16 protein-coding genes are annotated in these 25,364 nt (G+C 71.1%); 7 read left to right on the top strand and 9 right to left on the bottom strand.

Features of this window, described 5'->3' with window-relative positions:
• Together ACWD02_RS30600 and ACWD02_RS30605 are read right to left on the bottom strand one after the other, a co-directional pair.
• The coding region (locus tag ACWD02_RS30600) for a maltotransferase domain-containing protein (RefSeq protein WP_451216036.1) at nucleotides 1–812 on the bottom strand (812 nt) is incomplete at its 3' end.
• Nucleotides 813–1,165: 353 nt separating this feature from the next.
• Nucleotides 1,166–2,380, bottom strand: a complete 1,215-nt coding sequence (locus ACWD02_RS30605; RefSeq protein ID WP_451216039.1) for a S8 family peptidase — start codon at nucleotides 2,378–2,380, stop codon at nucleotides 1,166–1,168.
• A 335-nt stretch (nucleotides 2,381–2,715) separates the two neighbouring features.
• On the opposite strand from ACWD02_RS30605, the gene glgP reads away from it, so the two are divergent.
• Nucleotides 2,716–5,346: an alpha-glucan family phosphorylase gene (gene glgP / locus ACWD02_RS30610; RefSeq protein WP_451216042.1), complete on the top strand. Its 2,631-nt coding sequence runs from the start codon at nucleotides 2,716–2,718 to the stop codon at nucleotides 5,344–5,346.
• A 117-nt stretch (nucleotides 5,347–5,463) separates the two neighbouring features.
• Here glgP and ACWD02_RS30615 read toward each other — a convergent pair whose 3' ends face one another.
• The 4 genes from ACWD02_RS30615 to ACWD02_RS30630 all read right to left on the bottom strand — a co-directional run bounded on the left by ACWD02_RS30615 (nucleotide 5,464) and on the right by ACWD02_RS30630 (nucleotide 13,690).
• Complete coding sequence (locus ACWD02_RS30615) at nucleotides 5,464–7,098, bottom strand: M4 family metallopeptidase (RefSeq protein ID WP_451216045.1); 1,635 nt, start codon at nucleotides 7,096–7,098, stop codon at nucleotides 5,464–5,466.
• Nucleotides 7,099–7,402: 304 nt separating this feature from the next.
• Complete coding sequence (locus tag ACWD02_RS30620; protein ID WP_451216048.1) at nucleotides 7,403–9,460, bottom strand: M4 family metallopeptidase; 2,058 nt, start codon at nucleotides 9,458–9,460, stop codon at nucleotides 7,403–7,405.
• A 358-nt stretch (nucleotides 9,461–9,818) separates the two neighbouring features.
• Complete coding sequence (locus ACWD02_RS30625) at nucleotides 9,819–11,792, bottom strand: ABC transporter ATP-binding protein (protein WP_451216050.1); 1,974 nt, start codon at nucleotides 11,790–11,792, stop codon at nucleotides 9,819–9,821.
• Nucleotides 11,789–13,690: an ABC transporter ATP-binding protein gene (locus ACWD02_RS30630; RefSeq protein WP_451216053.1), complete on the bottom strand. Its 1,902-nt coding sequence runs from the start codon at nucleotides 13,688–13,690 to the stop codon at nucleotides 11,789–11,791. The genes ACWD02_RS30625 and ACWD02_RS30630 overlap by 4 nt, the downstream gene beginning before the upstream one ends.
• A 207-nt stretch (nucleotides 13,691–13,897) precedes the next feature.
• Here ACWD02_RS30630 and ACWD02_RS30635 point away from each other — a divergent pair, with 207 nt between their 5' ends.
• Genes ACWD02_RS30635 through ACWD02_RS30650 form a run of 4 tightly spaced genes read left to right on the top strand, consistent with a single transcriptional unit; the run spans nucleotide 13,898 to nucleotide 17,505 of the window.
• Nucleotides 13,898–14,800, top strand: coding sequence for an ABC transporter ATP-binding protein (locus ACWD02_RS30635; RefSeq protein ID WP_451216056.1), 903 nt, complete (start codon nucleotides 13,898–13,900; stop codon nucleotides 14,798–14,800).
• Nucleotides 14,797–15,591, top strand: coding sequence for an ABC transporter permease (locus ACWD02_RS30640; RefSeq protein ID WP_451216059.1), 795 nt, complete (start codon nucleotides 14,797–14,799; stop codon nucleotides 15,589–15,591). Before ACWD02_RS30635 ends, ACWD02_RS30640 begins: the two co-directional genes overlap by 4 nt.
• A 56-nt stretch (nucleotides 15,592–15,647) precedes the next feature.
• Nucleotides 15,648–16,883: a sensor histidine kinase gene (locus ACWD02_RS30645; protein ID WP_451216780.1), complete on the top strand. Its 1,236-nt coding sequence runs from the start codon at nucleotides 15,648–15,650 to the stop codon at nucleotides 16,881–16,883.
• Nucleotides 16,876–17,505 (top strand): response regulator, encoded by a 630-nt coding sequence (locus ACWD02_RS30650; RefSeq protein ID WP_451216062.1) that lies wholly within the window; start codon nucleotides 16,876–16,878, stop codon nucleotides 17,503–17,505. Before ACWD02_RS30645 ends, ACWD02_RS30650 begins: the two co-directional genes overlap by 8 nt.
• Before the next feature lie 68 nt (nucleotides 17,506–17,573).
• Here ACWD02_RS30650 and ACWD02_RS30655 read toward each other — a convergent pair whose 3' ends face one another.
• The 3 genes from ACWD02_RS30655 to glgX all read right to left on the bottom strand — a co-directional run bounded on the left by ACWD02_RS30655 (nucleotide 17,574) and on the right by glgX (nucleotide 22,493).
• Entirely contained in the window at nucleotides 17,574–18,938 is a 1,365-nt protein-coding gene (locus ACWD02_RS30655; RefSeq protein WP_451216065.1) for a carbohydrate-binding protein, read from the bottom strand.
• Nucleotides 18,939–19,134: 196 nt separating this feature from the next.
• The gene (locus ACWD02_RS30660) at nucleotides 19,135–20,088 is read right to left on the bottom strand and encodes a LysR substrate-binding domain-containing protein (protein WP_451216068.1); all 954 of its coding nucleotides are present in this window, start codon (nucleotides 20,086–20,088) and stop codon (nucleotides 19,135–19,137) included.
• 68 nt (nucleotides 20,089–20,156) lie between these two features.
• The gene (gene glgX, locus ACWD02_RS30665; RefSeq protein WP_451216071.1) at nucleotides 20,157–22,493 is read right to left on the bottom strand and encodes a glycogen debranching protein GlgX; all 2,337 of its coding nucleotides are present in this window, start codon (nucleotides 22,491–22,493) and stop codon (nucleotides 20,157–20,159) included.
• A gap of 206 nt (nucleotides 22,494–22,699) precedes the next feature.
• Here glgX and ACWD02_RS30670 point away from each other — a divergent pair, with 206 nt between their 5' ends.
• Both ACWD02_RS30670 and ACWD02_RS30675 read left to right on the top strand, forming a co-directional pair.
• On the top strand, nucleotides 22,700–23,914 hold the full coding sequence (locus ACWD02_RS30670; RefSeq protein WP_451216074.1) for an Ig-like domain-containing protein: 1,215 nt from the start codon (nucleotides 22,700–22,702) through the stop codon (nucleotides 23,912–23,914).
• Nucleotides 23,915–24,071: 157 nt separating this feature from the next.
• Entirely contained in the window at nucleotides 24,072–25,316 is a 1,245-nt protein-coding gene (locus tag ACWD02_RS30675; protein ID WP_451216077.1) for a L,D-transpeptidase, read from the top strand.
• Nucleotides 25,317–25,364 lie beyond the last annotated feature (48 nt).

The following is a 25,364-nucleotide window of genomic DNA, read 5'->3' on the forward strand; positions in this document are numbered from 1 at the left end:
CCCGACTTCGGCGGCTCACCCTCCCGCACGACCGCGCCCTCCGAGCGCGGGAAGAACTCGTACCACGACCCGAACAGCGCCCGCTCCCGCTCCACAAGCAGCGGCAACCGCTCCGACTCCGTGACGAGTTCGCGCAGCGGACGCGCGGCGAGGACCGCGTCCACCTCCGGGGTGAGGGCGGCGGCGAGCCGGGCCGTGGCGGGGCGTGCCGTGTCGCGCAGGGCCTCGACGGCGGCGCTGAGGGTGGCGCGATCACTCTCCGGGGCCGCGGCCGCCGCGCGTTCGTGGAGGCGGGCGCCTTCCTCCAGGACGAGTTCGGTGTCGATGCCCGCCGGAATCTTGATGTGCGCGTGGTGGCGCCACTGGGTGAGGGGATCGCCCCACGCCTCGACGGTGTACGTCCAGTGTCCCTCCGCGTCCGGGGTGACGTCCGCGCCCCACCGGTCGGTGCCGGGCGCCAGCTCGCGCATCGGCGTCCATGGGCCGGGGCGCCCCCGCGGATCGCGCAGCACGACATTGGCGGCGACCGCCTCGTGCCCTTCGCGGAAGACGGTGGCGGTGACCTGGAAGGTCTCGCCCACCACGGCTTTGGCGGGGCGCCGGCCGCCGTGCACGAGCGGCGCGATGTCGAGGACGGGTATGCGGCCGGTGAGCGTGCCGGGCCGGGCGGGGGAGGGGGGCGGATCCTGCGTGTCCGGCGGGTTGTGCTGATCCCGCGTGTCCTGCCGTGGTGCCGGGGGTGTGGGCACTCTTGTGGAGGCCTTTCCCGAGGCTTGTCCCGAGGGCGTCGCCGACGGGCGAATTGAGGGCATTACCGCTCCTGTCCGCGTTACATGAGTGGGGCGGATACGGGGTTCTGGAGGGGTTCAGCGACTGCGTGCCGCGCTTGTGGCCGTACTTGAGCCGTGACTGCCGTACTTGGGCCATGACTGCCGTACCGAGTCGTGACCGACCGTACTGAGCCGTGTGCGTACCGGGGGAGCCTTCCCACCAATCTCGGGTGGGCAATCCGGTGCTTCACCGGCTACTGGTGCGTAAGGCCCCATAACAAGACCGGCGTTCTATCGAGGGTGCTTCGGGATCGCGCAGGAGGCAAGGCCGCACCCGCACACACAGAACCGGCCCCGCCGGGTTCGGCGGGGCCGGTTCTGTGCTGCGTCGTGCTCTACGGGTTGCTGACCTGCAACAACTTGTTCGGGGAGCCGAGTCCGGCGCCCGTCACCTTCCCCGGCACCGCCTGGTCGGTCAGTGCCTTGCCCACCTCGGCCGGGGCGGCCGACGGGTGATCGGCGAGGTAGAGGGCCGCCGCTCCCGCCGCGTGCGGCGAGGCCATGGACGTGCCCGAGATGGTGTCCGTGGCGCTGTCGTCCGTGTTCCACGCGGAGGTGATGCCGACACCCGGCGCGAACAGGTCAAGGCTGCCGCCCCAGTTGGAGAAGCTCGCCTTGGCGTCCTTGACGTCGGTCGCGCCGACCGTGATCGCCTCCTTCACACGGGCGGGCGAGAACAGGAACGCGGGAAGCCCGTCGTTGCCCGCCGCGACCGTGTAAGTGACCCCGGACGCGATCGAGTTGCGCACGGCGGCGTCCAGTTGGGCGTTGGCCGTGCCGCCGAGGCTCAGGTTGGCGACGGCGGGCTTCCTCGCGTTCTTCGTCACCCAGTCGATGCCCGCGATGACCTGCGCGGTCGTCCCCGACCCGGCGTCGTCGAGCACCCTGACGCCCACGACGTCCGCCTGCTTGGCGACGCCGTGGCTCTCGCCCGCGACGGTCGCCGACACATGCGTGCCGTGGCCGTTGCCGTCCTGTGCCGTGGCGTCGTTGTCGATGAAGTCCCAGCCGCTGCTCGCGCGGCCGCCGAAGTCCTCGTGCGAGGCCCGGATCCCGGTGTCGATGACGTACGCCGTCACACCCTTCCCCGCTGAATCGGGATAGGTGTAGGACGTGTCGAGCGGCAGACTCTTCTGGTCGATCCGGTCGAGGCCCCAGGAAGGCGGGTCCTTCTGGGTGTGATCCAGGGACACGGTGCTGTCCTGGAAGACGGAGGCGACCCTCGGGTCACCCGCGAGTTTCTCGGCCTGTGCCGACCCGGCCCGCACCGCGTAACCGTTGAGCGCGGTGCTGTAGGTGTGACGTATCTTCGCCCCGTACTTCGCGGCGAGGCCCTTGCCCGCCCGCGAAGGGGCCGTGGTCCCGCCCTTGAGCGTGACGATGTAACTCCCGCTGATGGAACCGGGCTCACCGGCGCCGAGTATCTCCCCGAGCGGGGGGCCGGCGGGATCGGCGTGTGCGGGCAGCGTGATGGCCGAAAGTACCACCGCCGTGGTGGCGGCGGTCACGGCCCCGGCCCACCGCAGACGCTTCGTGCGCGACAGAGTCATACGCTGGTTTCCCTCCCCAACTTGACATGCGACTCGCGGAGTTGGAGCGGTCTGTGCCGGATTCCCCGTATCCTCCACGAGCGCCACTTGGCAGCCTCTCGTGTGGCGTGAGGGCCTACAAGACCACACGGCGTGGGGGAATCGGCCATACCGCCCGTGGGGGTGCTGTAAGGGTTGCGCCGATTTCCGGACGGATTCGGGATGCCTCCGTCAGGCGCGGGACCACGAGGTGACCGCCGTGCGCGTCCGTGCGCCGTAGTTGCATAGGGGCGGGCACCGCTACCGTCTACGCGTAGGTCGATAGGTAACGCATCCCCCGTAGAGGTGGAGCCGCTGTGAAGGCCATCCGTCGGTTCACCGTTCGTCCCGCCCTTCCCGAACCCCTCACCCCGCTCTCGGAGCTGGCGCGCAATCTGCGCTGGTCCTGGCACACGGAAACCCGTGATCTGTTCGAGGCCGTCGACCCCGAGCAGTGGGTCGCGTCCGGGTGCGACCCCGTGCGCCTGCTCGGCGGCGTGTCGCCCGCCCGTCTCGCGCAACTGGCGCAGGACGGCACCTTCCTGCGCCGCCTGACCGAGGCCTCGGAGGGGCTTCGGGAGTACGTCACCGGGGCGCGCTGGTATCAGGAACAGGCCGCCGAGCGCGGGGGTGAGCTCCCGCGCGCCGTCGCCTACTTCTCGCCCGAGTTCGGCATCACCGCCGCCCTGCCGCAGTACTCGGGAGGGCTCGGCATCCTCGCGGGCGACCACCTGAAAGCGGCCAGTGACCTCGGGCTGCCGCTCATCGGGGTCGGTCTGCTCTACCGGCACGGCTACTTCCACCAGTCCCTGTCCCGTGACGGCTGGCAGCAGGAGACCTACCCGGTGCTCGACCCGAACGAGCTGCCGCTCGCCCTTCTGCGCGAGGCGGACGGCACCCCGAGCCTGGTCGCGATCGCCCTTCCAGGCGGGCGCTCGCTGCGTGCGCACGTATGGCAGGCGAGCGTCGGACGCGTACCGCTCCTCATGCTCGACTCGGACGTCGAGGAGAACGACGCGGGCGCCCGCGAGGTGACCGACCGGCTCTACGGCGGCGGCAGCGAGCACCGGCTGCTCCAGGAGATGCTGCTCGGCATCGGCGGAGTGCGCGCCATCAGGACGTACTGCCGGCTGAGCGGGCACGCCGAGCCCGAGGTCTTCCACACGAACGAGGGCCACGCGGGCTTCCTCGGACTCGAGCGCATCCATGAACTCGCGCGCGAGGGAGTCGACTTCGACGCGTCGCTGGAAGCCGTGCGCGCCGGGACGGTCTTCACCACCCACACGCCCGTGCCCGCCGGGATCGACCGCTTCGACCGTGAGCTGGTGGCCCGGCACTTCGGCCCGGACGCCGAGCTGCCCCGCATCGACGTGGAACACATACTGCGACTCGGCATGGAGACGTACCCCGGCGGCGAGCCCAACCTCTTCAACATGGCGGTGATGGGCCTGCGGCTCGGGCGCCGCGCCAACGGCGTCTCCACCCTGCACGGCAAGGTGAGCCGCGAGATGTTCGCGGGCCTGTGGCCGGGATTCGACGCCGAGGAGGTGCCGATCGCCTCCGTCACGAACGGCGTGCACGCCCCGACCTGGGTCGCTCCCGAGGTGTTCCGCCTCGGCGCGCGGCAGATCGGCGCGCAGCGCACGCAGGACGCGCTGTCGGTGGGCGGCTCCGACCGGTGGGACGCGGTCGCCGAGATCCAGGACGCGGACATCTGGGAGCTGCGGCGCGAGCTGCGGGGCCAGCTGGTGACGGAGGTCAGGCGGCGGCTTTACGCCTCCTGGCGCCAACGCGGCGCCGCCAGCGCCGAGTTGGGCTGGATCGACGACGTGCTGAGCCCTGACGTCCTGACCATCGGCTTCGCGCGCCGCGTCCCCTCGTACAAGCGGCTGACGCTGATGCTGCGGGACCGCGACCGGCTGATGGAGCTGCTCACCCATCCGGAACGGCCGATCCAGATCGTGGTGGCGGGCAAGGCGCACCCGGCGGACGACGGGGGCAAACGGCTCATCCAGGAGCTGGTGCGCTTCACGGACGATCCGCGGGTCCGCGACCGGATCGTGTTCCTGCCGGACTACGGCATGGCGATGGCGCAGAAGCTGTATCCGGGGTGCGACGTCTGGCTGAACAACCCCCTGCGTCCGCTTGAGGCGTGCGGGACCAGCGGGATGAAGGCCGCGCTGAACGGCTGCCTCAACCTGTCGGTCCTGGACGGCTGGTGGGACGAATGGTTCGAGCCGGACTTCGGCTGGGCGATCCCCACGGCGGACGGGGCGGCGACGGATGACGACCGGCGGGACGATCTTGAGGCCGCGGCGCTGTACGACTTGCTGGAGCGCCGGATCGCCCCCCGCTTCTACGAGCAGGGTCCTGCGGGTCTTCCCGACCGGTGGATCGAGATGGTGCGGCGGACGCTGACCAGGCTGGGGCCGAAGGTGCTCGCGGGGCGCATGGTGCGTGACTACGTGGAGCAGCTGTACGTTCCCGCCGCGCGGGCGCATCGCACGCTGGGCGCGGACGCCGCGGCGGAGCTGGCCGACTGGAAGGCGCGGGTGCGTGCCGCCTGGCCGCGGGTCGCCGTCGACCACGTCGAGGCCTCGGCGACGGGTGCCACCGCCGAACTGGGGGCCACGCTCTCGTTGCGGGTCCGCGTGCATCTGGGCGACCTGACCCCGGACGACGTGGAGGTGCAGACGATCGCGGGCCGCGTCGACCCCGAGGACGTCATCGCCGAGGCGAGCCCCGTTCCGCTGAAGCCGGTGGGCGGGCCCGACGCGGAGGGCCGCCGCCTCTACGAGGGCCCGCTGGCCCTGGACCGCACGGGGCCGTTCGGCTATACGGTGCGGATTCTGCCGTCGCATCGACTGCTGGCGAGCGGGGCGGAGTTGGGGCTGGTGACGGTGCCTTCCGAGGGGACGGGGGAGGCGGCGGGGGTGTTGCTGCGGTAGGGCGGGCTCTACGCCCAAACGCCGGACAGGCTGAAGATTTCAGCCTGTCCGGCGTTTGAGGACGAACTCGGCGAAGCCGGTGACCGACGGCGCGCAAGGCCCCGGGGCCAGCAGGAATTACTTGACGTTCACGCCCGTCCAGGCCGCGGCCACGCCCTTGGCCTCGGCGGAGTCCGCGCCGTACAGGTCCGTCGCCGCCTTCAAGGTGCCCTCGCGGGCCGCCTTGTAGTCCGTCGTCGTCGTGAAGTACGACGTCAGGGCCTTGAACCAGATCTTCTCGGCCTTGTCGCGTCCGATGCCCTCGACCTTGGAGCCGTCCGCGGTCGGGGAGTCGTACTTGACGCCGTTGATCTCCTTGGCGCCGCTGCCCTCGGACAGCAGGTAGAAGAAGTGGTTGGCGATGCCGGAGGAGTAGTGGACGTCTACGTTGCCCGCCTCCGCGCTCCAGTTGTCCAGGGAGTTGCCGTCCTTGGAGGGCTTGTCCATGTAACGGAGCGGCGTGCCGTCGCCGTTGATGTCGATCTTCTCGCCGACCATGTAGTCGCCGATGTCCTCGGGGTTCTTGGCGTTGAACTCGACCGCCGCCGCGAAGATGTCGGAGGTTGCCTCGTTCAGGCCGCCCGACTCACCGCTGTACTCCATGTTGGCCGTCGCCGCCGTGACGCCGTGCGTCATCTCGTGCGCCGCCACGTCCATCGACGTGAGCGGCTTCTTGTCGCCCTCGCCGTCGCCGTACGTCATGCAGAAGCAGCTGTCGTCCCAGAACGCGTTGACGTACGCGTTGCCGTAGTGGACCCGCGACGTGGCGCCCTTGCCGTCGCCCTTGATGCCCTCACGGCCGTGCACGCCCTTGTAGTAGTCCCAGGTCAACTGGGCTCCGTAGGCGGCGTCGACGGCGGCGGTCTGGGCGTCGTCCGGCTTTCCGGTGCCCCAGGTGTCGTCGTCGTCCGTGACGAGCTTGCCCTCACCGCTCTGGCCGTGGGCCAGGTCGAACGTCGAGTGGCCGCCGCGCGCGTCGTCGGTCAGGTCGAAGCCGCTCGAACCCTTCTTGGAGCCGACCTCGACGTCGCCGCTGTACTGGCTGTGGCCCGCGCCGTTCTCGATGGCCTGGTACTGGAAGAGCTTCTTGCCCGTGGCCGCGTCGGTGATGACGTGCAGCTTGCTGGGCGTGCCGTCCTTCTGGACGCCGGTGACGACGGTCTCGTGGGCGAGGACCGGCTTGCCGGACGCGGCCCAGACGACCTTGCGAGGTGTCTGCGCGTCGGCCTTCTTGGTGTCGCCGGACTTCGCGGCGGTGGACTCGGCGGACTTCGCGGCCGACCTGGCCCCGACCTTCGCGGAGGTGGACGCGACCTTGATGGTGGCCTTGGCCGCCTTGGTCACGCTCTTGACCGAGCCGCTCTTGGCGGTGTGGACGACCAGGTCGCCGCCGAGGACGGGCAGGCCGTCGTAGGTGCGCTCGTAGCGGGTGTGCGTGGTGCCGTCACGGTCCTTGACGACATCTCTGACGACGAGCTTCTCCTTGTCGCCGAGGCCGATCTTCTCGGCGGTGGCGGCCTTGTCCGCGTTCGCGTCCTGCAGCAGGCCGGCGCGGGCGGTGGAGGAGAGCGCGATCTGTGATCCGGCGGGCGCCGCGGCCCGGTCGGGCTGCGCGGAGGCTCCGGTGGCCAGACCGCCGGCGAGCAGTGCTCCGGCGGCGACAGCGGTGGCGATGGCCAGCGTGGAGCGCTTCCGGGATATGTGGGGGGTCACGCATGCTCCTTCTGTGGGGGGCCCGGGCGGCGTTGGGGAGCTGTCCGGGCTGAAAGATGCGGTGCGGTGTACAGATGTTCTGTTGTGTCGTGCGAGGGAAGAGTGTCAGGTGGGCCAGGTGCATGTCAGGTACCTGACCGCAGGTTGGCCGGAATTCGTCCGTTGAGCGATGGTCCATGTACGCAATGCGAACGGGGAGTTGCGCGGTCGGCGGTCCAACGCCCGCACACATGGGTGCGCCGCCCCGGGGAGTGAATCCACCCGGAGCGGCGCAGTCTGCTCGTACCAAGGCCCTACCGGCGGCCTACGGGAACGTCAGCTTCCAGCTGTTGATGCGGCCGACGTCCTGCGCGGCCACGTCCTGGACCTTCAGCTTCCAGGTGCCGTTGGCCACCTCGGACGAGGCGTTGACCGTGTAGGTCTCCTGGATGTTGTCGGCGGAGTCCGACGAACTCGAGTTCTTCAGGCGGTACGTCGAGCCGTCCGGGGCCACCAGGTCGACGACCAGGTCACCGCGCCAGGTGTGCACGATGTCGACGCCGACCTTCAGGGCGGCGGGCGCGTTGCCCGTGCGCCCGGTGACGTTGATGGACGAGGTGACCGCAGCGCCGCGGTCCGGGATGGCGACATCGGTGGTGTTCTCGAAGTCGGTGCCACCGCCGCCACCGGGACGCGCTCCGACGTTGACGCCGGCCCACGCGTGGGCCACCGCCGCGTACTCGGCGCTGCTGGTGCCGTACAGCTCACCGGCGACCGCGAGGGTCCCGGTGCGGGCCGCCGCGTAGTTGGTGGTCGTGGTGAACTTCGTCGTCAGCGCCTTGAACCAGATGAGCGACGCCTTGTCACGACCAATTCCGGTCACGGGCAGGCCGTCGGAGGTGGGCGAGTCGTACGAGACGCCGTTGATCACCTTGGCGCCGCTGCCCTCGCTCAGGAGGTAGTAGAAGTGGTTGGCGACACCGGACGAGTAGTGGACGTCGATGTTGCCGATGCCCGAGTACCAGGAGTCCTTGGACGCGCCGTCCTTGGAGGGCTTGTCCATGTAGCGCAGCGGCGTGCCGTCGCCGTTGATGTCGATCTTCTCGCCGACGTAGTAGTCGCCCTTGTCCTGCGCGTTGTTGGCGTGGAACTCCACGGCCGCCGCGAAGATGTCGGACGTCGCCTCGTTCAGGCCACCGGACTCACCGCTGTACGTCATGTTGCCGGTGGCCGCCGTGACACCGTGCGTCATCTCGTGGGCCGCCACGTCGATGGACGTCAGGGGCTTGGCGTTGCCCGCGCCGTCGCCGTACGTCATGCAGAAGCAGGCGTCGGACCAGAACGCGTTGACGTAGTTGTTGCCGTAGTGGACCCGCGAGTACGCGCCGACGCCGTCACCCCGGATACCGGAGCGGCCGTGCACGTTCTTGTAGTAGTCCCAGGTCAGCGCGGCGCCGTAGTGGGCGTCCGCACCGGCCGTCTCCAGGTTGGACGCCTGGCCGTTGCCCCACACGTCGTCGGCGCCCGAGAAGAGCGTGCCGGTGCCTGACGTGCCGCGGTTCAGGTTGTACGTCTTGTGGTTGCCGCGACCGGTGTCGGTCAGGGTGTAGTTGGACCCCGACTGCGCCGTTCCCAGCGGGACTTGACCGCTGTACTGGGTGTTGCCCGTGCCGTTCTCGATGCCCTGCCACTGGAAGAGCTTCTTGCCGGTCGCCGCGTCCGTGATGACGTGCAGCTCGTTCGGGGTGCCGTCGTGCTGCAGCCCGCCGACCACGGTCTCGTACGCGAGCGTCGGCTCGCCCCCGGCCATCCAGACGACCTTGCGCGGCTCGCGGTCCGCGTCGGTCTTCTTCGACCCCTCGGCCTTCGCCGCGCCGAGCGCCTGCTTCTCGGCGCTTGCCGCCTTCACCTCGGCGCTGGTGTCGACGCCCTTGAGCTGCGCCTTCGCGGCCTTGGTGACGCCCTCGGTCTTCCCTGACCTCGCCTCGTCGACCACCAGGTCGCCGCCGAGTACGGGCAGTCCGTCGTACGTGCGCTCGTAGCGGGTGTGCGTCGTGCCGTCGCCGTCCTTGGTGACGTCACGTACGACGAGCTTCTCCTTGGCGCCGAGCCCCAGGTCCTTGGCCGTCTCCGCCTTGGTGGCGTTGGCGTCCTTGAGGAGCGCCGCACGCTGGGCGGGGGTGAGCTTCACGGGCAGGGAACCGGGGTCGGCCTTGCCTATTTTCGCGGCGGCCGGGGCTTTGGCCTGGGATATCGCGGGGTCGTCGGCGGATGCCGGGCCCGTCTGGAAAGCCACCGCGATGAGTGCGGCGACGGCGGTCAGGGCGCCCGCGGCGGTGGCGCGTCTGTGGGAGGCAGGTCTGTGAGAGGTGCTTCTCAACACGGACTCCTTCTGCGTGGCCGCGGGATACGCGGCCAGGGGGACCGGGCGGCGCGGTCGTGCCGTCCGGGCAGAACAAGGCAGAACGTGGAGCTGGGAATTCAGGGGTCGAGCGGGGTGGAGCGAGGTGTCGCTGGGAATCGAGGGGAAGAGTGGCACCGGCGCGCATTGTTTGTCAGGGGTGCGTCAAGAGTTGGCCGGAACTGGTCCGCTGCGCGGTGGCCCACGTTCGATATACGGAAGGGGCGCCCGAGGTCAGGGGCTCCCGATTGTTCGATGAGAGCCCGGCACCACCGGGCCGGAGCGGCGTGGCTGATTCCGCACCCCTCGCGGGGTGCGGAAGACGGCCTGAAGTGTGCGGCTACCCCACCACGCTGTCCCGCCACGCCCGGTGCAGATCCGCGAACGACCCGCTGCCCTTGATGAGTTCGGCCGGTGTGCCGTCCTCGACGATCCGCCCGTGCTCCATCACGAGCACCCGGTCGGCGATCTCCACAGTGGAGAGCCGGTGGGCGATCACCACGGCGGTCCGCCCGCGCAGCACCGTGTGCATGGCGCGCTGCACGGCCCGCTCGCCCGGGATGTCGAGCGAACTGGTCGCCTCGTCCAGGATCAGTACAGCCGGGTCGGCGAGCAGCGCTCGCGCGAAGGCGACCAACTGGCGCTGACCGGCGGAGATACGGCCACCTCGCTTGCGTACGTCGGTGTCGTACCCGTCGGGCAGGGACGCGATGAAGTCATGCGCGCCGATGGCCCTCGCCGCCCGCTCGATGTCCTCGCGGGTGGCGTCAGGGCGGCCGATGGCGATGTTCTCGGCGACGGTCCCGGAGAAGAGGAAGGCCTCCTGCGTCACCATCACCACGCCGCGCCGCAGCTCGGCGTTGGCGAGGTCCCGCAGATCGACGCCGTCGAGCAGGACCCGGCCGTCCGTCGGGTCGTAGAAGCGGGCAAGCAGCTTGGCGAGCGTCGACTTGCCCGCGCCGGTGGAGCCGACGACGGCGACGGTCTGCCCGGCGGGCAGTGTCAGGTCGAAGCGGGGCAGGATCTCGCCGCCGGTCCGGTAGGCGAACCGCACGCCTTCGAAGTCGACCTCGCGGCCGGGGTGTTCGGAGGCGAGGGCGGGCAGCGGCCGGGCGCGGTCCGGGTGCGGCTCGGGCACGGAGGGGGCCTGGGCGAGCAGCCCGGCGACCTTCTCCAGGGACGCGGCGGCCGATTGGTAGGAGTTCAGGAACATCCCCAGCCGGTCGATCGGGTCGTAGAGGCGGCGCAGGTACAGCACGGCTGCGGCGAGGACGCCGAGCGCGAGGGTGCCGTCGGTGACGCGGTAGGCGCCCCACAGGACGATGCCGGCGACGGCGGTGTTGGCGACGAGCCGGGAGCCGACCACGTAACGGGCCATCTCCAGCATGGCGTCGCCGTTGGCCCGCTCGTGGCGCCGGTTCAGTACGCCGAACTCCGCCTCGTTGGCGCGCTCGCGCCGGAACGCGCGGACCGGTCGGATGCCGTTCATCGTCTCGGCGAACTTCACGATGACGGAGGCGATCGCCGTGGACCGCTCTCCGAAGAGGGGGCCCGCGCGGCGCTGATAGCGGCGTACGAGGAGGTAGAGCGGAACGAAGGACGCGACGGCCATGGCGCCGAGGCTCAGGTCGAGCCAGAGGAGCATCGCCGAGATGTAGACGAAGGACAGGATGACGGTGATCAGCTCCTGCAGCCCTTCGCTGAGGAGTTCCCGCAGGGATTCCACGTCGGTGGTGGACCGGGAGATGAGCCGCCCCGAGGTGTACCGCTCATGGAAGTCCACGCTGAGGGCCTGCGCGTGCCGGAAGATGCGTCCGCGCAGGTCGAGCAGCACGTCCTGGTTGACGCGGGCGGATGCCACGATGAACGCGTACTGGAACCCGCCGGACGCGGCGGCGCAGAGCAGATAGCCGATGCCGATGGCGACGAGAGGCCCGTAGTCGTCGGCGCGGACGGCGGGCACGCCACGGTCGATGGCGTACGCGACGAGCAGCGGCCCGCCCTGCACGGCGGCCTGTTGCAGGAGCAACAGCACGGTCGCGAGGACGACACGTCCGCGAAGGGCCGAGAGCAGGGACCGCAGCAGGGCGGAGGTGGCGCCGGGGGGTGCGGGAAGGGAATCCCGATCGAACAGATCGACACCCCCGCCGCCCGCGGCCCCCTCACCCGCGGCCCCCTCACCCGCCGGCTTGCCTCCCGCCGCCTTGCCGGAGCCGTGCTCGCCGCCCGCCGGGGGCTGCCCGGCCACTTGATCGCCGGGGCCGGGGGTTTCGTCCGTGGCCGTCGTCCGTGAGGCCGGTGTCGAAGCGGTCATCGTGCGGCCTCACCTTCCGCGGACGCGGCGTCCGCCGCTGTCCGGTCGTTCGCGGATGCGGATGCGGATGCGGATACGGATGCCGAGTCCGCTTCCCCCGTCGCGGGAGCGGCCCCCGCCCCCGACATCAGCCACGCGTACTCCGCGTTGCTTCGCAGCAGTTCCTGGTGGGTGCCCAGCGCGGTGATCCGGCCCGCGGAGAGCAGGGCGACGCGGTCGGCGAGCAGGACCGTGGAGGGGCGGTGGGCCACCACCAGGGCCGTCGTGTCCCGCAGTACGCGGCGCAGGGCCGCTTCCACCAGGGCCTCCGTGTGCACGTCCAGTGCCGAGAGCGGGTCGTCGAGGACCAGGAAGCGGGGGCGGCCCACCACCGCGCGGGCCAGGGCCAGGCGTTGGCGCTGGCCGCCGGAGAGGCTCAGGCCCTGCTCGCCGACCTGGGTGGCCGTACCCTGCGGCAGCGCGTGGGCGAACTCGGCCTGGGCGACTTCGAGGGCCCGCTCCAACTCCGCATCGCCCGCCGCCTCTTCGGCTCCCATCAGGACGTTCTCGCCCACCGTCGCGGAGAACAGCGTCGGCTCCTCGAAGGCGACCGCCACCAGCGTGCGCAGCCGCTCACGATCCATCATCGCGATGTCCTCGCCGTCCAGCGTGATGCGTCCCCCGCTCACCTCGTGCAGCCGCGGCACCAGCGCCGTCAGCGTCGTCTTGCCGCTGCCCGTCGCCCCGACGAGCGCGAGCGTCTCGCCGGGGCGGACGTGCAGGTCGATGCGGTCGAGCGCGGGCGGCGCCCCGGCAGGCGCGTCCGGGTAGCGGAACTCCACGCCGTGGAAGCGGAGTCCGGTCGCGGCGGAGCCACCCGAGGAGGGAGCGGCCTTGGTGGCGGACTCCGGCTCCGCGTCCATGACCTCGAAGAACCGCTCCGTGGCCGTCGCCGACTCCTGGCTCATCGCGAGCAGGAACCCGATCGACTCCACCGGCCAGCGCAGCGCAAGGGCCGTCGAGAGGAACGCGACCAGCGTGCCCGTGGACAGGCCGCCGTCCGCCACCTGCACCGTCCCCAGGACCAGCGCCGCACCGATCGCGATCTCGGGCAGCGTCATGATCACCGCGTTGATCGCGGCGAGCAGCCGCGCCTTGGCGAGCTCCGTGCCCCGCAGCGTGTGCGACAGCTCGCGGAACGCCCGCGCCTGACTGCGGTGCCGGCCGAAGCCCTTGATGATGCGGATGCCGAGCACGCTCTCCTCGACGACCGTCGTCAGATCGCCGACCTGGTCCTGCGCCCGCCGGGCCACGGCCATGTACCTGCCCTCGAAGTACGCGCCGACGATCATCAGCGGCACCAGCGGGGTCAGCAGCACGAGACCGAGCGCCCAGTCCTGCGCCAGCAGGATCGCCATGCCGACCACGATCGTCGCCCCGTTCACGACCAGGAACGTCAGCGGGAAGGCGAGGAACATCCGCAGCAGCATCAGGTCCGTGGTGCCGCGCGACAACAACTGGCCCGAGGCCCAGCGGTCGTGGAAAGCCACCGGGAGCCGCTGCAGATGGCGGTAGAGATCCGCCCGCATCGACGCCTCCACTGAGGCGAGCGGCCGCGCCACCAGCCACCGACGCAGCCCGAAGAGCAACGCCTCCGCGACACCGAGCAGCAGCAGGAGCAGCGCCCCGAACCAGACCCCCGCGAGGTCCCGGTCCGCCACCGGGCCGTCCACGAGCCACTTCAGCACGAGGGGGAAGACCAGCCCCGTACAGGATGCGACGACGGCCACAAGTGCCGCGCCGAACAGGCGGGTTCGGACAGGGCGGACGTACGGCCACAGGCGCAGCAGCGTCCGTACGGCGGACTTTCCGCCCGCTGGATCCGCTGATTCCTTGGTCGGTGCATCTGGTTTCGGCATCAGGAGCGAGCCTACGGATGGCCACTGACAGAACCCACCGAGTTTTGGCCCGTCCCGGTTCGTCCGCTGGTCCTAGGACCGGGCCGCGCCCGCCTCGGAATCTGTCCGCACCAGCGAAGTCGTACCCCTGCGTCAACCGATCGGCTGATGCCCCTTCGAGCGCGATGGGCGATGCCCCGGCCCCCGCCCACCGGCGAGGCTCGACCCATGCCCATCATCGAAGTGCACGACCTGCGCAAGGCCTACGGCGGACGGACCGTCGTGGACGGCGTCTCCTTCGCCGTCGAGGAGGGCGAGATCTTCGGCGTCCTCGGCCCCAACGGCGCCGGCAAGACCACCACCGTGGAATGCGTCGAGGGGCTGCGCGTACCCGACGCCGGAACCGTCCGCGTCGCCGGACTCGACCCCGTCGCCGACCACGACCGCGTCACGCAGATCCTCGGCGCCCAGCTCCAGGAGAGCGAGCTGCAGGCGAAGCTCACCGTGCGCGAGGCGCTCGAACTGTACGCCGCGTTCTACCCGAACCCCGCCGACTGGCGACCCCTCGCCGAACGCCTGCGCCTGACCGAAAAGCTGGACAGCCGCTTCGGCAAGCTCTCCGGCGGCCAGAAGCAGCGCCTGTTCATCGCACTCGCCCTGATCGGGAACCCGAGAGTCGTCGTGCTCGACGAGCTGACCACCGGCCTCGACCCGCGCGCCCGCCGCGACACCTGGCAGCTCATCGAGGACGTACGCGAGAGCGGGGTCACCGTCCTGCTCGTCACCCACTTCATGGAGGAGGCCCAGCGCCTCTGCGACCGCATCGCGGTCATCGACCAGGGACGGATCGCCGCGCTCGACAGCCCCGCGGGCCTCATCAGCCGGGCCGCGGGCTCCACCGTCATGTCCTTCACGCCGTCCGCGCCGCTCGACGAGCGGGAACTCGCCGCGCTGCCCCAGGTGGTCTCCGTCGACCACCGCGACGGCCGCTACACCCTGAACGGCACCGACGAGACCGTCGACGCCGCCATCACGCTGCTCGCCCGGCATCACATCACCGCGCACCAACTCCGCGTCTCCGACGCCACATTGGACGACGCGTTCCTCGACCTCACGGGAGCATCGGCATGAGCACCGCCGTCACCGCACCCCGGGCCCCAGCACCCCGGACCCCCGCGAAGAGCAGGGCATCCGCCGCCGTGTTCAGGGCCGAGCTCCGGATCTTCTGCCGTGAGCCCGGCTCCCTCTTCTGGATCATGGCGTTCCCCACGGTCCTCCTGCTGATCCTCGGCTCGATCCCCTCCTTCCGGGAATCCCAGGACTCGCTCGGCGGGCTCAGGACGGTCGACTTGTACGTCCCCGTGACCGTGCTGCTCTCGCTGATCATGGCGGGTCTGCAGGCCATGCCGCCGCTCCTCACCGGCTACCGCGAACGCGGCATCCTGCGGCGCATGTCGGCCACGCCCGTACGTCCCTCCGCCGTGCTCGGCGCGCAGATGGGCATCCACGGCACCGCCGCGCTCGTCTCGTCCCTGCTCTCCCTGGCCGCGGGCCGGCTGGCCTTCGACGTGGCCCTGCCGCGCCAGGCATTCGGCTACGCGCTCGCGCTGCTCCTCGCCGTCCTGTGCGGGCTCGCGCTCGGCGCCATGGTCTCCGCGATCTCCCGTACGACGAAGGCGGCGACCGCTGTCGGCTCCGCCGTCTTCTTCCCGATGATGTTCTGTGCGGGCGTCTGGCTGCCGGTGCAGGCCATGCCGGACGCGCTCGCCCGCGTCGTGGAGTTCACCCCGCTCGGTGCCGCCTCCCAGGCCCTCGGCGAGGCCGCGGCGGGCGACTGGCCCGGCTGGGTCCACCTGGGCGTCCTCGCACTGTGGACCGTGGCCCTGACGGCCGGCGCCTCGCGCTGGTTCCGCTGGGAGTGACGTGGGCCGTCGTGGACACTGGGGCGGTGAGCGTGAGCACGGCGGACGCGACGAGGATGATCGAACAGCGGTGGGCCTTGTTCCACCGCTGGGGCCCCTACGCCCTGATGGGGTTCGGCCTGGTCATGTCCCTCGCCACCAGCGGCGTCGTCGGCATGACGCGGGGCGACTGGTACGTGGCCGGGGCCCTGGTCGGCGCGGGGCTCGCGCTCCAGCTCGGGTGGGGCGCGGTGGCCGCCTCCCGGCCCGGCCCCTCGCCCGCGGGCATCGGCTACTACGGCCTGCGCTGGACGATCGGCTTCGTTCTCACCTGGATCAACCCGTTCTTCGCGTTCTACGCCGTCGTCGCCTACTTCGACTCCGAGCGGCTGCTTCCCCCGCGCCTGGTCAAACCCGGCCTGTTCCTCACCGCCGTCACCATGTCGGGCTCCCAGTCCGGTGGCCTCCCGCCGGACGAGGAGCTCGGCTGGGGCGTCTTCGGCGGGCTGCTCGTGGTGAACGTCGCGCTGCTCGCCGTCTTCGCCCACTTCGCGACGCAGGAGGACCAGCGGGCCCGCGACGCCGCCGCCACCATCGTCGAACTGGAGCACACCAACACCGCTCTCCAGCAGGCCATGGACGAGAACGCGGCCCTGCACGCCCAACTCCTGGTCCAGGCGCGGGAAGCAGGCGTCGCCGACGAGCGGCGCCGACTCGCCGCGGAGATCCACGACACCATCGCGCAGGGCCTGACCGGCATCATCGCCCAGCTCCAGGTCGTCGCGTCCGCGTCCGACGAGACCCTGGCCCGCGAGCACCTGGGCCGCGCGGCCGACCTGGCCCGGCACAGCCTCGGCGAGGCCCGCCGCTCCGTCCACAACCTCTCCCCGACGGCCCTCGAGCACGACGCGCTCCCCGAGGCGCTGAAGAAGACGGTCGTGGAGTGGTCCCAGCGCACCGGCGTCCGGGCCGAGTTCACGGTCACCGGCACCGCCGAGCCGCTGCACGAAGAGATCGAGGCGACGCTGCTGCGGATCGTCCAGGAGGCCCTGTCCAACACCGCACGGCACGCGGCGGCCACCCGCCTCGGCGTCACCCTCTCGTACATGGACGACGAAGTGGCCCTGGACGTACGCGACGACGGCCGCGGGTTCGACCCGATCGCCCTGGTCCAGCGCAGCGGCTCCGGCGGCTTCGGCCTCGACGGCATGCGGGTCCGCGCCGAACGCATCGCGGGCTCGTTCACCGTCGAGGCGGAGCCGGGGCACGGGACCGCGCTCTCGGCTCGCGTACCGTTGGTCCGCCATGGCTGATCTGATCACTCTGCTCATCGTCGACGACCATCCCGTCGTACGGGACGGCCTGCGCGGCATGTTCCGCTCCGACCCCTGCTTCGAGGTGCTCGGCGAGGCAGCCGACGGCGTCGAGGCCGTCGCCCTCGCGGAGCGCCTGGACCCGGACGTCGTCCTGATGGACCTGCGCATGCCCGGCGGCAACGGCGTCGACGCGATCGCCGAGCTCAACCGGCGCGGCTCCCGTGCCCGGGTCCTGGTCCTGACCACGTACGACACGGACTCGGACACCCTGCCCGCGATAGAGGCGGGCGCGACGGGCTATCTCCTCAAGGACGCGCCCCGCGACGACCTGTTCACCGCGGTCCGCGCGGCCGCGCAGGGCCGCACCGTCCTCTCGCCCGCCGTCGCCTCCCGGCTCGTCTCACGCGTGCGTGCCCCCGGCAACGAAGCGCTGAGCACCCGTGAACGGGAGGTGCTCGCGCTCGTCGCCAAGGGCACGTCGAACCGTGCGATCGCCGCGGAACTCTTCATCAGCGAGGCCACGGTCAAGACCCATCTCACCCACATCTACGGCAAGTTGGGCGTCAACGACCGGGCGGCGGCGGTGGCCACGGCGTACAGCAGGGGAATCCTGGGCTGAGGCCGCAGGGCCCCGTAAGGGGCGCGGGGAACTGCGCGCTCAGCCACCTGCGGCCCACAGCCGGGCGGTCAGGCGGACTGCCACAACGCAGGCGTACGAGGCGGCTCCCAGCCGGACTGCGCCTGGTGGCCCTGGAGGCACCGGTAGGTCGACCCGCCGTAGGTGACGGTGTCACCCGCGGCGTAGACCTTCCCCGCGGCCCACGTGCCGCCGGGCTCGGGGTCACCGGGGCCGGGGTCGCCGCCGCCCGTCGTCTTCAGCGTCAGGCCGAACTGCTGGAGCAGCGGATTGATCGGCTGGTGGAAGGTCGTCCCGCCGCTGGAGCAGTTGCCGGACCCACCCGAGGTGACGCCCTGCGCCTGGCTGCCGGATATGTAGGAGCCGCCCGAGTCGCCGGGCTCCGCGCAGACCGTCGTACGCGTCACGCCGCTGATGGTGCCCTCGGGGTAGGTGACGCTGGTGTTGTGCTGCTGGATCGTGCCGCAGTGCCACCCCGTAGTGGAGCCGGAACGGCAGATCGACGCACCCACCGGGGACTGCGTGGAGCCCCCGACGCCGACCCGTTGCCCGCCCTGGCCCTTGACGTACGGGGTGGCGGTCCACTGGGAGTTGACGGCGACCCAGGCCATGTCCCTGCCGGGGAAGACGGACGCCTGGAACGAGCCCTGGGCCACCTGGTTGTAGCCGCTGGTCGCGGTGCCCGCGCGCCCGCAGTGGCCCGCCGTGGCGAAGCCCTGCTGGGTGCCCTTGGTGATCGGGAAGCCGATGGAACACCGGCCGCCCATGTAGTACGCGTCCCCGCCCACGAGGTCGTACAGCTGGCGCGGCCGTTCCTTGGCCTTCTCGACGCGTACGAGGGAGGAGTCGACCCCCGCGGCGGTGACGAGGGACTTGGCGGCGGGGGTGTGCACGGCTCGCACCACGACCGCGTTGGACCGCACGTCGACGTACCAGACGGGAGCGTCGCGCGTGGCCGTCTTCTGGGCGGCCCGGTCCAACCTCGCCTTGGCTGCGTCCAGTTGGCCGGCCGAGTACGGCACGACCTCGGCCCGCGCGCCGCGGGCCTCGATCGCCCGGACATCGGAGGCGTCGGTGGTGGCCACGGTGAGCCGCGCCGAGGTGGCGCCGTGCACCCAGGCGCCCGCGAAGTCACGGCCGAGCGCGACCCGCAGGGCTCCCGCGACGGCGCCGGCCTCGGCCTCGTTGACCAGGCGGGCCCCGGCCTGAGCCGACGTGAGGCCGAGATCCCGCTGCATGGCCTTCAGGACCTCGGGCGATGTCCTGTCGACGGCGGCGGTCTCGGCGGGGGAGGGCGAAGAGGAGGCGGCGGGATCGGCCTGGGCGTGCGCGGTGCCGGGCAGTCCGGCGAGAACCAGGGCACCGGCGGCGGCGAGCGCGGCGGCCGCGGCACGTCTGCGATGGATGGGGAGCACGGGGGATCTCCTCGGTGTCGAGGGCGAGCGGATCGCCCACACCGTAGAAGCCTCAACTGCCCACCAGTAGCTGTCAGCTGACCCCTGCCCCTGACGTTATGGAAAGCACGGGATCGGACATACCGGAACCCGGACCCGCCCGCTCACCCTCACCCCGAAGCCGCTGTCCGCGGCCCGCACCGCGGCCGCCGCCCCGTCACGGCAGCTGAGGGGAAGGTGTCGCCAGCCAGGCCGTGTAGCTTTCGCTGCGGGCCGTGGCCTCCGCGTGGGCCGCGCGGGCCTGGGCGTACACGGTGGGGGCCGTGGTGTCGGCACCGGTCGCCGGGTGCCAGCCCAGGAGGTGGCGCCAGTACAGCGGCGTTCCCGACAGGGGGCGGGTCACCACGCCCGGCGTCGGCGGGAACGTCGCGCGGCAGAGCCCCACCGCCCGCCCGACCTGGACCAGGTGGACGCAGGACGCCACGTCCGTCTCGTACACCGAGGCCGGCGTGAAACCCGCGCGGGCGCACGCCGCCGTGAAGCAGTCCGCGAAGCAACCGTCGCCCGGCACGTCCGTCCACGCCTCGTCGGCGAGCCACGCCAGGTCGATCTCCCGGCGGCCGGCCAGCGGATGGCCCGTGGCCAGCATGACGAAGACCGGGTCGCGGGCCACCTCCCGCCACACCAGGAGCCCGCTCTCCGGCGGCGCGCTCGCCCCGCATGTGCCCACCAGCGCGAAGTCGAGGCGCCCGTCGGCCGTGCGGGAGGCGATCTCCCCCTCCGACCAGGAGATGTGGGTCGTCACCGGCACCCCCGGATGCGCGGCGGCAAGCCGGTCCACCAGGGCACCGAGCAACGGCCCGTGCGTCGCGCCGAGCCGGAACCCCGCGCCGCCCTCCCAGGCCGTGGAGAACCGCAGTGCCTCCTCCCGCAGGCCGCTGACCGCGGGCAGCACCACCCGGGCGCGGGCCAGCACGAACTCCCCGAGCGCGGTGGCCCGCACCCCGTGCCGCCCCCGCTCGAAGAGCTCGCCTCCCAGGGCACGCTCGATCCGCTTCAGCTGCGCGCTCAGGGCGGGCTGCGCGAGACCGAGGACGGTGGCGGCCTTGGTCAGGCTGCCCGCGTCGGCGATCGCCCGGATCGTCCTGAGGTGCCTCAACTCCAGGTCCATGCGCCGAGCTTGACCCGTGCGGCGGACCGCGGCAATGGGCAGGTTCAGACCAATCCCCTCAGTCGACGTCAGCCGCCCGCGTCCGCCTCCGCGACCTCGTCAAGGACCCGCAGCAACAGCACCGACCGCCCGGTCACCGTGACCGCCGCGTCGGCGCGCAGGACCGTACCGGGCGCCTCCCCCTGCTGCTCCAGGGACGTGTCCACCACCACCTCGTACGCCCGTGCCCACGGCGCCCCCGGCAGCACGAAACTCCCGGCACGGTCCGCCGCGTGCAGGATCGCCAGGAAGCTGTCGTCGACGATCGGCGCGCCCCGGGCGTCCCGCCCGGGGATGTCGCGGCCGGACAGATACATGCCGAGCGTCGCGGCCGGCGCGTACCAGTCGCCCTCCGTCATCTCCGTCCCGCGCGCCGTGAACCACGCCAGGTCCCGCAGCCCGTCCGCCGAATGCGCGCGCCCGGAGAAGAAGGCCCGCCTACGGAGGACGGGATGCCGGTGGCGCAGGGAGATCAGACGGGACGTCAGGTCGAACAGGGCCGCCCACCCCGGCTGCTCCAGCAACCCCCAGTCCACCCAGCTGACCTCGTTGTCCTGGCAGTAAGCGTTGTTGCTGCCTCCCTGCGTACGCCCCATCTCGTCCCCGGCGACGAGCATCGGCACCCCCGTGGAGAGCAGCAGCGTCGTCAGGAGATTGCGCAGCTGGCGCCGCCGCAGCTCCGTCACCCGCTCGTCCGCCGTCTCGCCCTCCACACCGCAGTTCCAGGCCCGGTTGTCGTCCGACCCGTCCCTGTTCCCCTCCCCGTTCGCCTCGTTGTGCTTCCGCTCGTACGACACCAGGTCCCGCAGCGTGAACCCGTCGTGCGCCGTCACGAAGTTCACCGACGCGTACGGACGGCGCCCGCCCCACGCGTACAGGTCGCTCGACCCGGAGAGCCGGTACCCCAGATCCCGCACATCGGGCAGCGCGCCCCGCCAGAAGTCCCGCACCGCACCCCGGTAGCGGTCGTTCCACTCCGTCCACAGGGGAGGGAACGCCCCCACCTGATAGCCGCCGGAACCCACGTCCCACGGCTCGGCGATCAGCTTCACCCGCCGGAGCACCGGGTCCTGCGCGATCACCGCGAGGAAGGGCGACAGCATGTCGACGTCGTGGAACGAGCGCGCGAGGGCCGCCGCGAGATCGAAGCGGAAGCCGTCCACGCCCATCTCGGTGACCCAGTAGCGCAAGGAGTCCGTGATCAGCCGAAGTACGTGCGGCTGCACCACCTGGAGCGTGTTCCCGCAGCCCGTGTAGTCCGCGTATCGCCGCGCGTCGGACGGCTGGAGCCGGTAGTAGCCGCGGTTGTCTATGCCCTTAAGTGAGAACATCGGGCCCAGCTCGCCGGCCTCCGCCGTGTGGTTGTAGACCACGTCCAGGATCACCTCGATCCCGGCCTCGTGCAGCGCCCGCACCATCCGCTTGAACTCCCCGACCTGCTCGCCCCTCGTCCCTGACGCCGCGTACGCCGCGTGCGGGGCGAAGTAGCCGATCGAGTTGTAGCCCCAGTAGTTGCGCAGGCCCCTTTGCAGAAGATGGTCCTCGTGGGCGAACTGGTGGACGGGGAGCAGCTCCACCGCCGTCACGCCGAGCCGCACGAGGTGGCCGATCGCCGCCGGATGCGCGAGCCCCGCGTACGTACCCCGCAGTTCCTCCGGAATCCCCGGGTGCAGCTTGGTGAAGCCGCGTACGTGGACCTCGTAGATGACCGAGTCCGCCCACGGCGTCTTCGGGCGCCGGTCGTCCGCCCACTCGTCGTCCGGCGCGTCGTCGTGCACGACCACCCCCTTGGGGACGTACGGCGCCGAGTCCCGGTCGTCCCGCACGGTGTCGGCCACGTGCTGCTGCGGCCAGTCCCGCACGTGCCCGTACACCTCGGGCGGCAGCCCGCGCGTCGCGAAGTCGCCGTCGACCGCGCGCGCGTACGGGTCGAGGAGCAGCTTCGCCGGGTTCCAGCGGGCGCCCGTCCACGGGTCCCAGCGGCCGTGCACGCGGTAGCCGTAGCGCTGGCCGGGACGGACGCCCGGCACGAAGCCGTGCCATATCTCGTGCGTCAGCTCGGTCAGCGACGCGCGCGTCTCGATGCCCCGGTCGTCGAAGAGGCAGAGCTCGACGGCCTGCGCCCCTCCCGCCCACAGCGCGAAGTTGGTGCCCGCGACCCCGTCGGGCCCCACCCGGAACCGCGCGCCGAGCGGCGTCGGCGCCCCCGGCCACACGGGTGCCGCACGCGCGACCGAGGCGGGCCGCGGCACGGCGCGCGACTGCGTGGACGTCCCGTTCACGACAACGGCCTCCCCGTTCACGGCGGCCGCGTCCGTCCCGCGCCGCCCACCCCGGAGTGCTTCCTGTTCGGCTGCGCTGGACACCCATTCGCCTCCTGCGGCTCGACCCCTGCCGCGTCCCGGCGGCGGTGGCGTACCCGACCGGACGGCGCGTGCGGACCCGCGGGTCCGTGCCGTCCTCCCCACTGTTCTGCCCAGCGTGTGCGTCGCACTCACGTTTCCCCAGGAGGGGGACGGTCGTTGGGACGGACGTGAGACAGGTAGCGAGGCGCGCTCGGCGCGCAGGGGCCGTGCTGGCCGCCGTGGTGACATGGGCAGGACTGCTTGCCGGGGCCACGGGATGCAGCGGCGACGGCGACGGCATCGACAGGCTGATGGGCAAGCCGCGGTCGCCCGCCGACGCGATCCGGGTGACGCCCGACGACGGCAGCAAGGGAGTCAAGGGAGACGAAAGGCTCCAGGTCGAGGTCCCCGACGGACGCCTCGAATCGGTGAAGGTCGTCCGGGTGCAGGACGCGCGGGAGCAGACCGTGCCCGGCCGCATCGACGAGGACGGCATGACCTGGAAGCCACTGGACGAGCGCGGCCTCGCGCTCGCCGCCAAGTACACGGTGGACGCCGTCGCCCTCGACGGCCACGGCCGCCGCTCGGCGCGGCACACGACGTTCACGACCGCCGTCCCCGACGAGCGGTTCATCGCCTACGTCTCGCCGGAGGACCGCTCCACCGTCGGCACCGGCATGATCGTCTCCCTCGAGTTCAACGAGGAGATCGAGAACCTGCAGGCCGTCCAGCGCGCCATCAGCGTCACCGCGAAGCCCGCTGTCGACGTACGGCCGCACTGGTTCGGCAAGACCCGCGTGGACTTCCGCCCCGAGAAGTACTGGAAGCCCGGCACGAAGGTCACCGTCGGCCTGCGCCTGCGCGACGTCGAGGCCGCCCCCGGCGTCTACGGCCTCCAGGACAAGAGCTTCTCGTTCACGGTCGGCCGCAGCCAGACCTCACTGGTCGACGCCGCCGAGCGCACGATGGAAGTACGCCGTGACGGCGAGGTCCTCTCCACGGTGCCGATCACCGCCGGGGCCCCCAAGACCCCCACGTACAACGGGAAAATGGTGGTCACCGAGATGCTGGAGGTGACCAGGATGAACAGCCGCACCGTCGGCTTCGGCGGCGAGTACAACATCCCCGACGTCCCGCACGCGATCCGTCTGACGACGTCCGGCACCTTCCTGCACGGCAACTACTGGGCACCGGACGCCCCCGGCAACACGAATGTCAGCCACGGCTGCGTGGGCCTGCGCGACGTGAAGGGCGGCAGCTCACAGACCCCGGCGGGGTGGTTCTTCGACCGCACCCTGATCGGTGATGTGGTGGAAGTCGTCAACAGCGATGACAAGAAAGTCGCTCCTGACAACGGCCTCGGTGGCTGGAACATGGAGTGGAAGGACTGGACGGCGCAGCCCGGATCGCAGCCGAAGGCCGAGCCCACGGACGGGCGCTGAGGCAGGGCCCGCACCCCATACGCAGTTGGGACTGAACAGTGACATTGGCGGGGAGTCATCGGTCAGGGCCGTGTGGTTATCTAGCGCAGGCGCGTGTCTGTGCGCGCTGAGGCACTGGGGTGCGGGCCTGACCAGGCCGTGCGAGGGGAGACACATCTTGAACGGGCGACCGATATCGGGGACGTCGGTTGGTGCGCGGGGGCGTGCACGACGACGGGGGACCAAGGGCCTCTTTGCGGTGGCATCGGGTGTGACGCTGCTGTTGGTCACGGCGTGCGGCGGGGGAGGCGGCTCGGACTCGGGCGGCGACGGCAAGGGCAAGGCGGCCGACAAGAACGCTCCGTCGACCGCGGTGGTGACCATAGCCCCGAAGGACGGCGCCGACTCGGTGGCGACCAGCGGCGCACTGAAGATAGCCGCCGACAAGGGCAAGCTCTCGCAGGTCAAGGTCGAGGACAGCAAGGGCAATCCGGTCCCGGGCAAGATCACCTCGGGCGGCGCAAGCTGGACGCCGGCGCATCACCTCGCCGCCTCCACGAAGTACAAGGTCCACGCGATAGCCAAGGACTCCGAGGGACGTGAATCGGCCAAGGACACGTCGTTTACGACGCTGACGCCGAAGAACACCTTCATAGGCCAGTTCACGCCGGAGGACGGCTCGAAGGTCGGCGTGGGAATGCCGTTCTCGGTCCACTTCAACCGCGGCATCACCGAGCCCGCGGACGTCGAGAAGGCCATCCGGATCAAGACCGAGCCGGCCGTGGACGTCGAGCCCCACTGGTTCGGCAACGACCGCATCGACTTCCGTCCCGAGAAGTACTGGAAGGCGGGGACGAAGGTCACCGTCGACCTCAACCTCGACGGTGTCGAGGGCCGGCCCGGGGTCTACGGCGAGCAGGCCAAGACCCTGAAGTTCACCATCGGCCGCAGCCAGGTCTCCACCGTCGACGCCAAGTCGCACCAGATGAAGGTCGTCCGGGACGGCAAGCAGATCAAGAAGATCCCGATCACCGCGGGCGCCCCCGGCACGACGACGTACAACGGCCAGATGGTCATCAGCGAGAAGCTCGCCGTCACGCGCATGAACGGCGAGACCGTCGGCTTCGGAGGCGAGTACGACATCAAGGACGTCCCGCACGCGATGCGCCTGTCCACCTCGGGCACGTTCATCCACGGCAACTACTGGTCGGGCGGCGCCTTCGGCAACACGAACGCCAGCCACGGCTGCATCGGCCTGAGCGACGTGCGCGGCGGCTACAGCAAGAAGACGCCCGCCGGCTGGTTCTTCGCCAACTCCCTCATCGGCGACGTCGTCGTCGTGAAGAACTCCGCGGACAAGACGATCCAGCCCGAGAACGGCTACAACGGCTGGAACATGTCCTGGGAGAAGTGGAAGGCCTGACCGGCCGACGGGGATCACACCCCGGTCGCATGTCCCCGTCATGCGAGG

Source organism: Streptomyces sp. NPDC002853 (assembly GCF_053591915.1).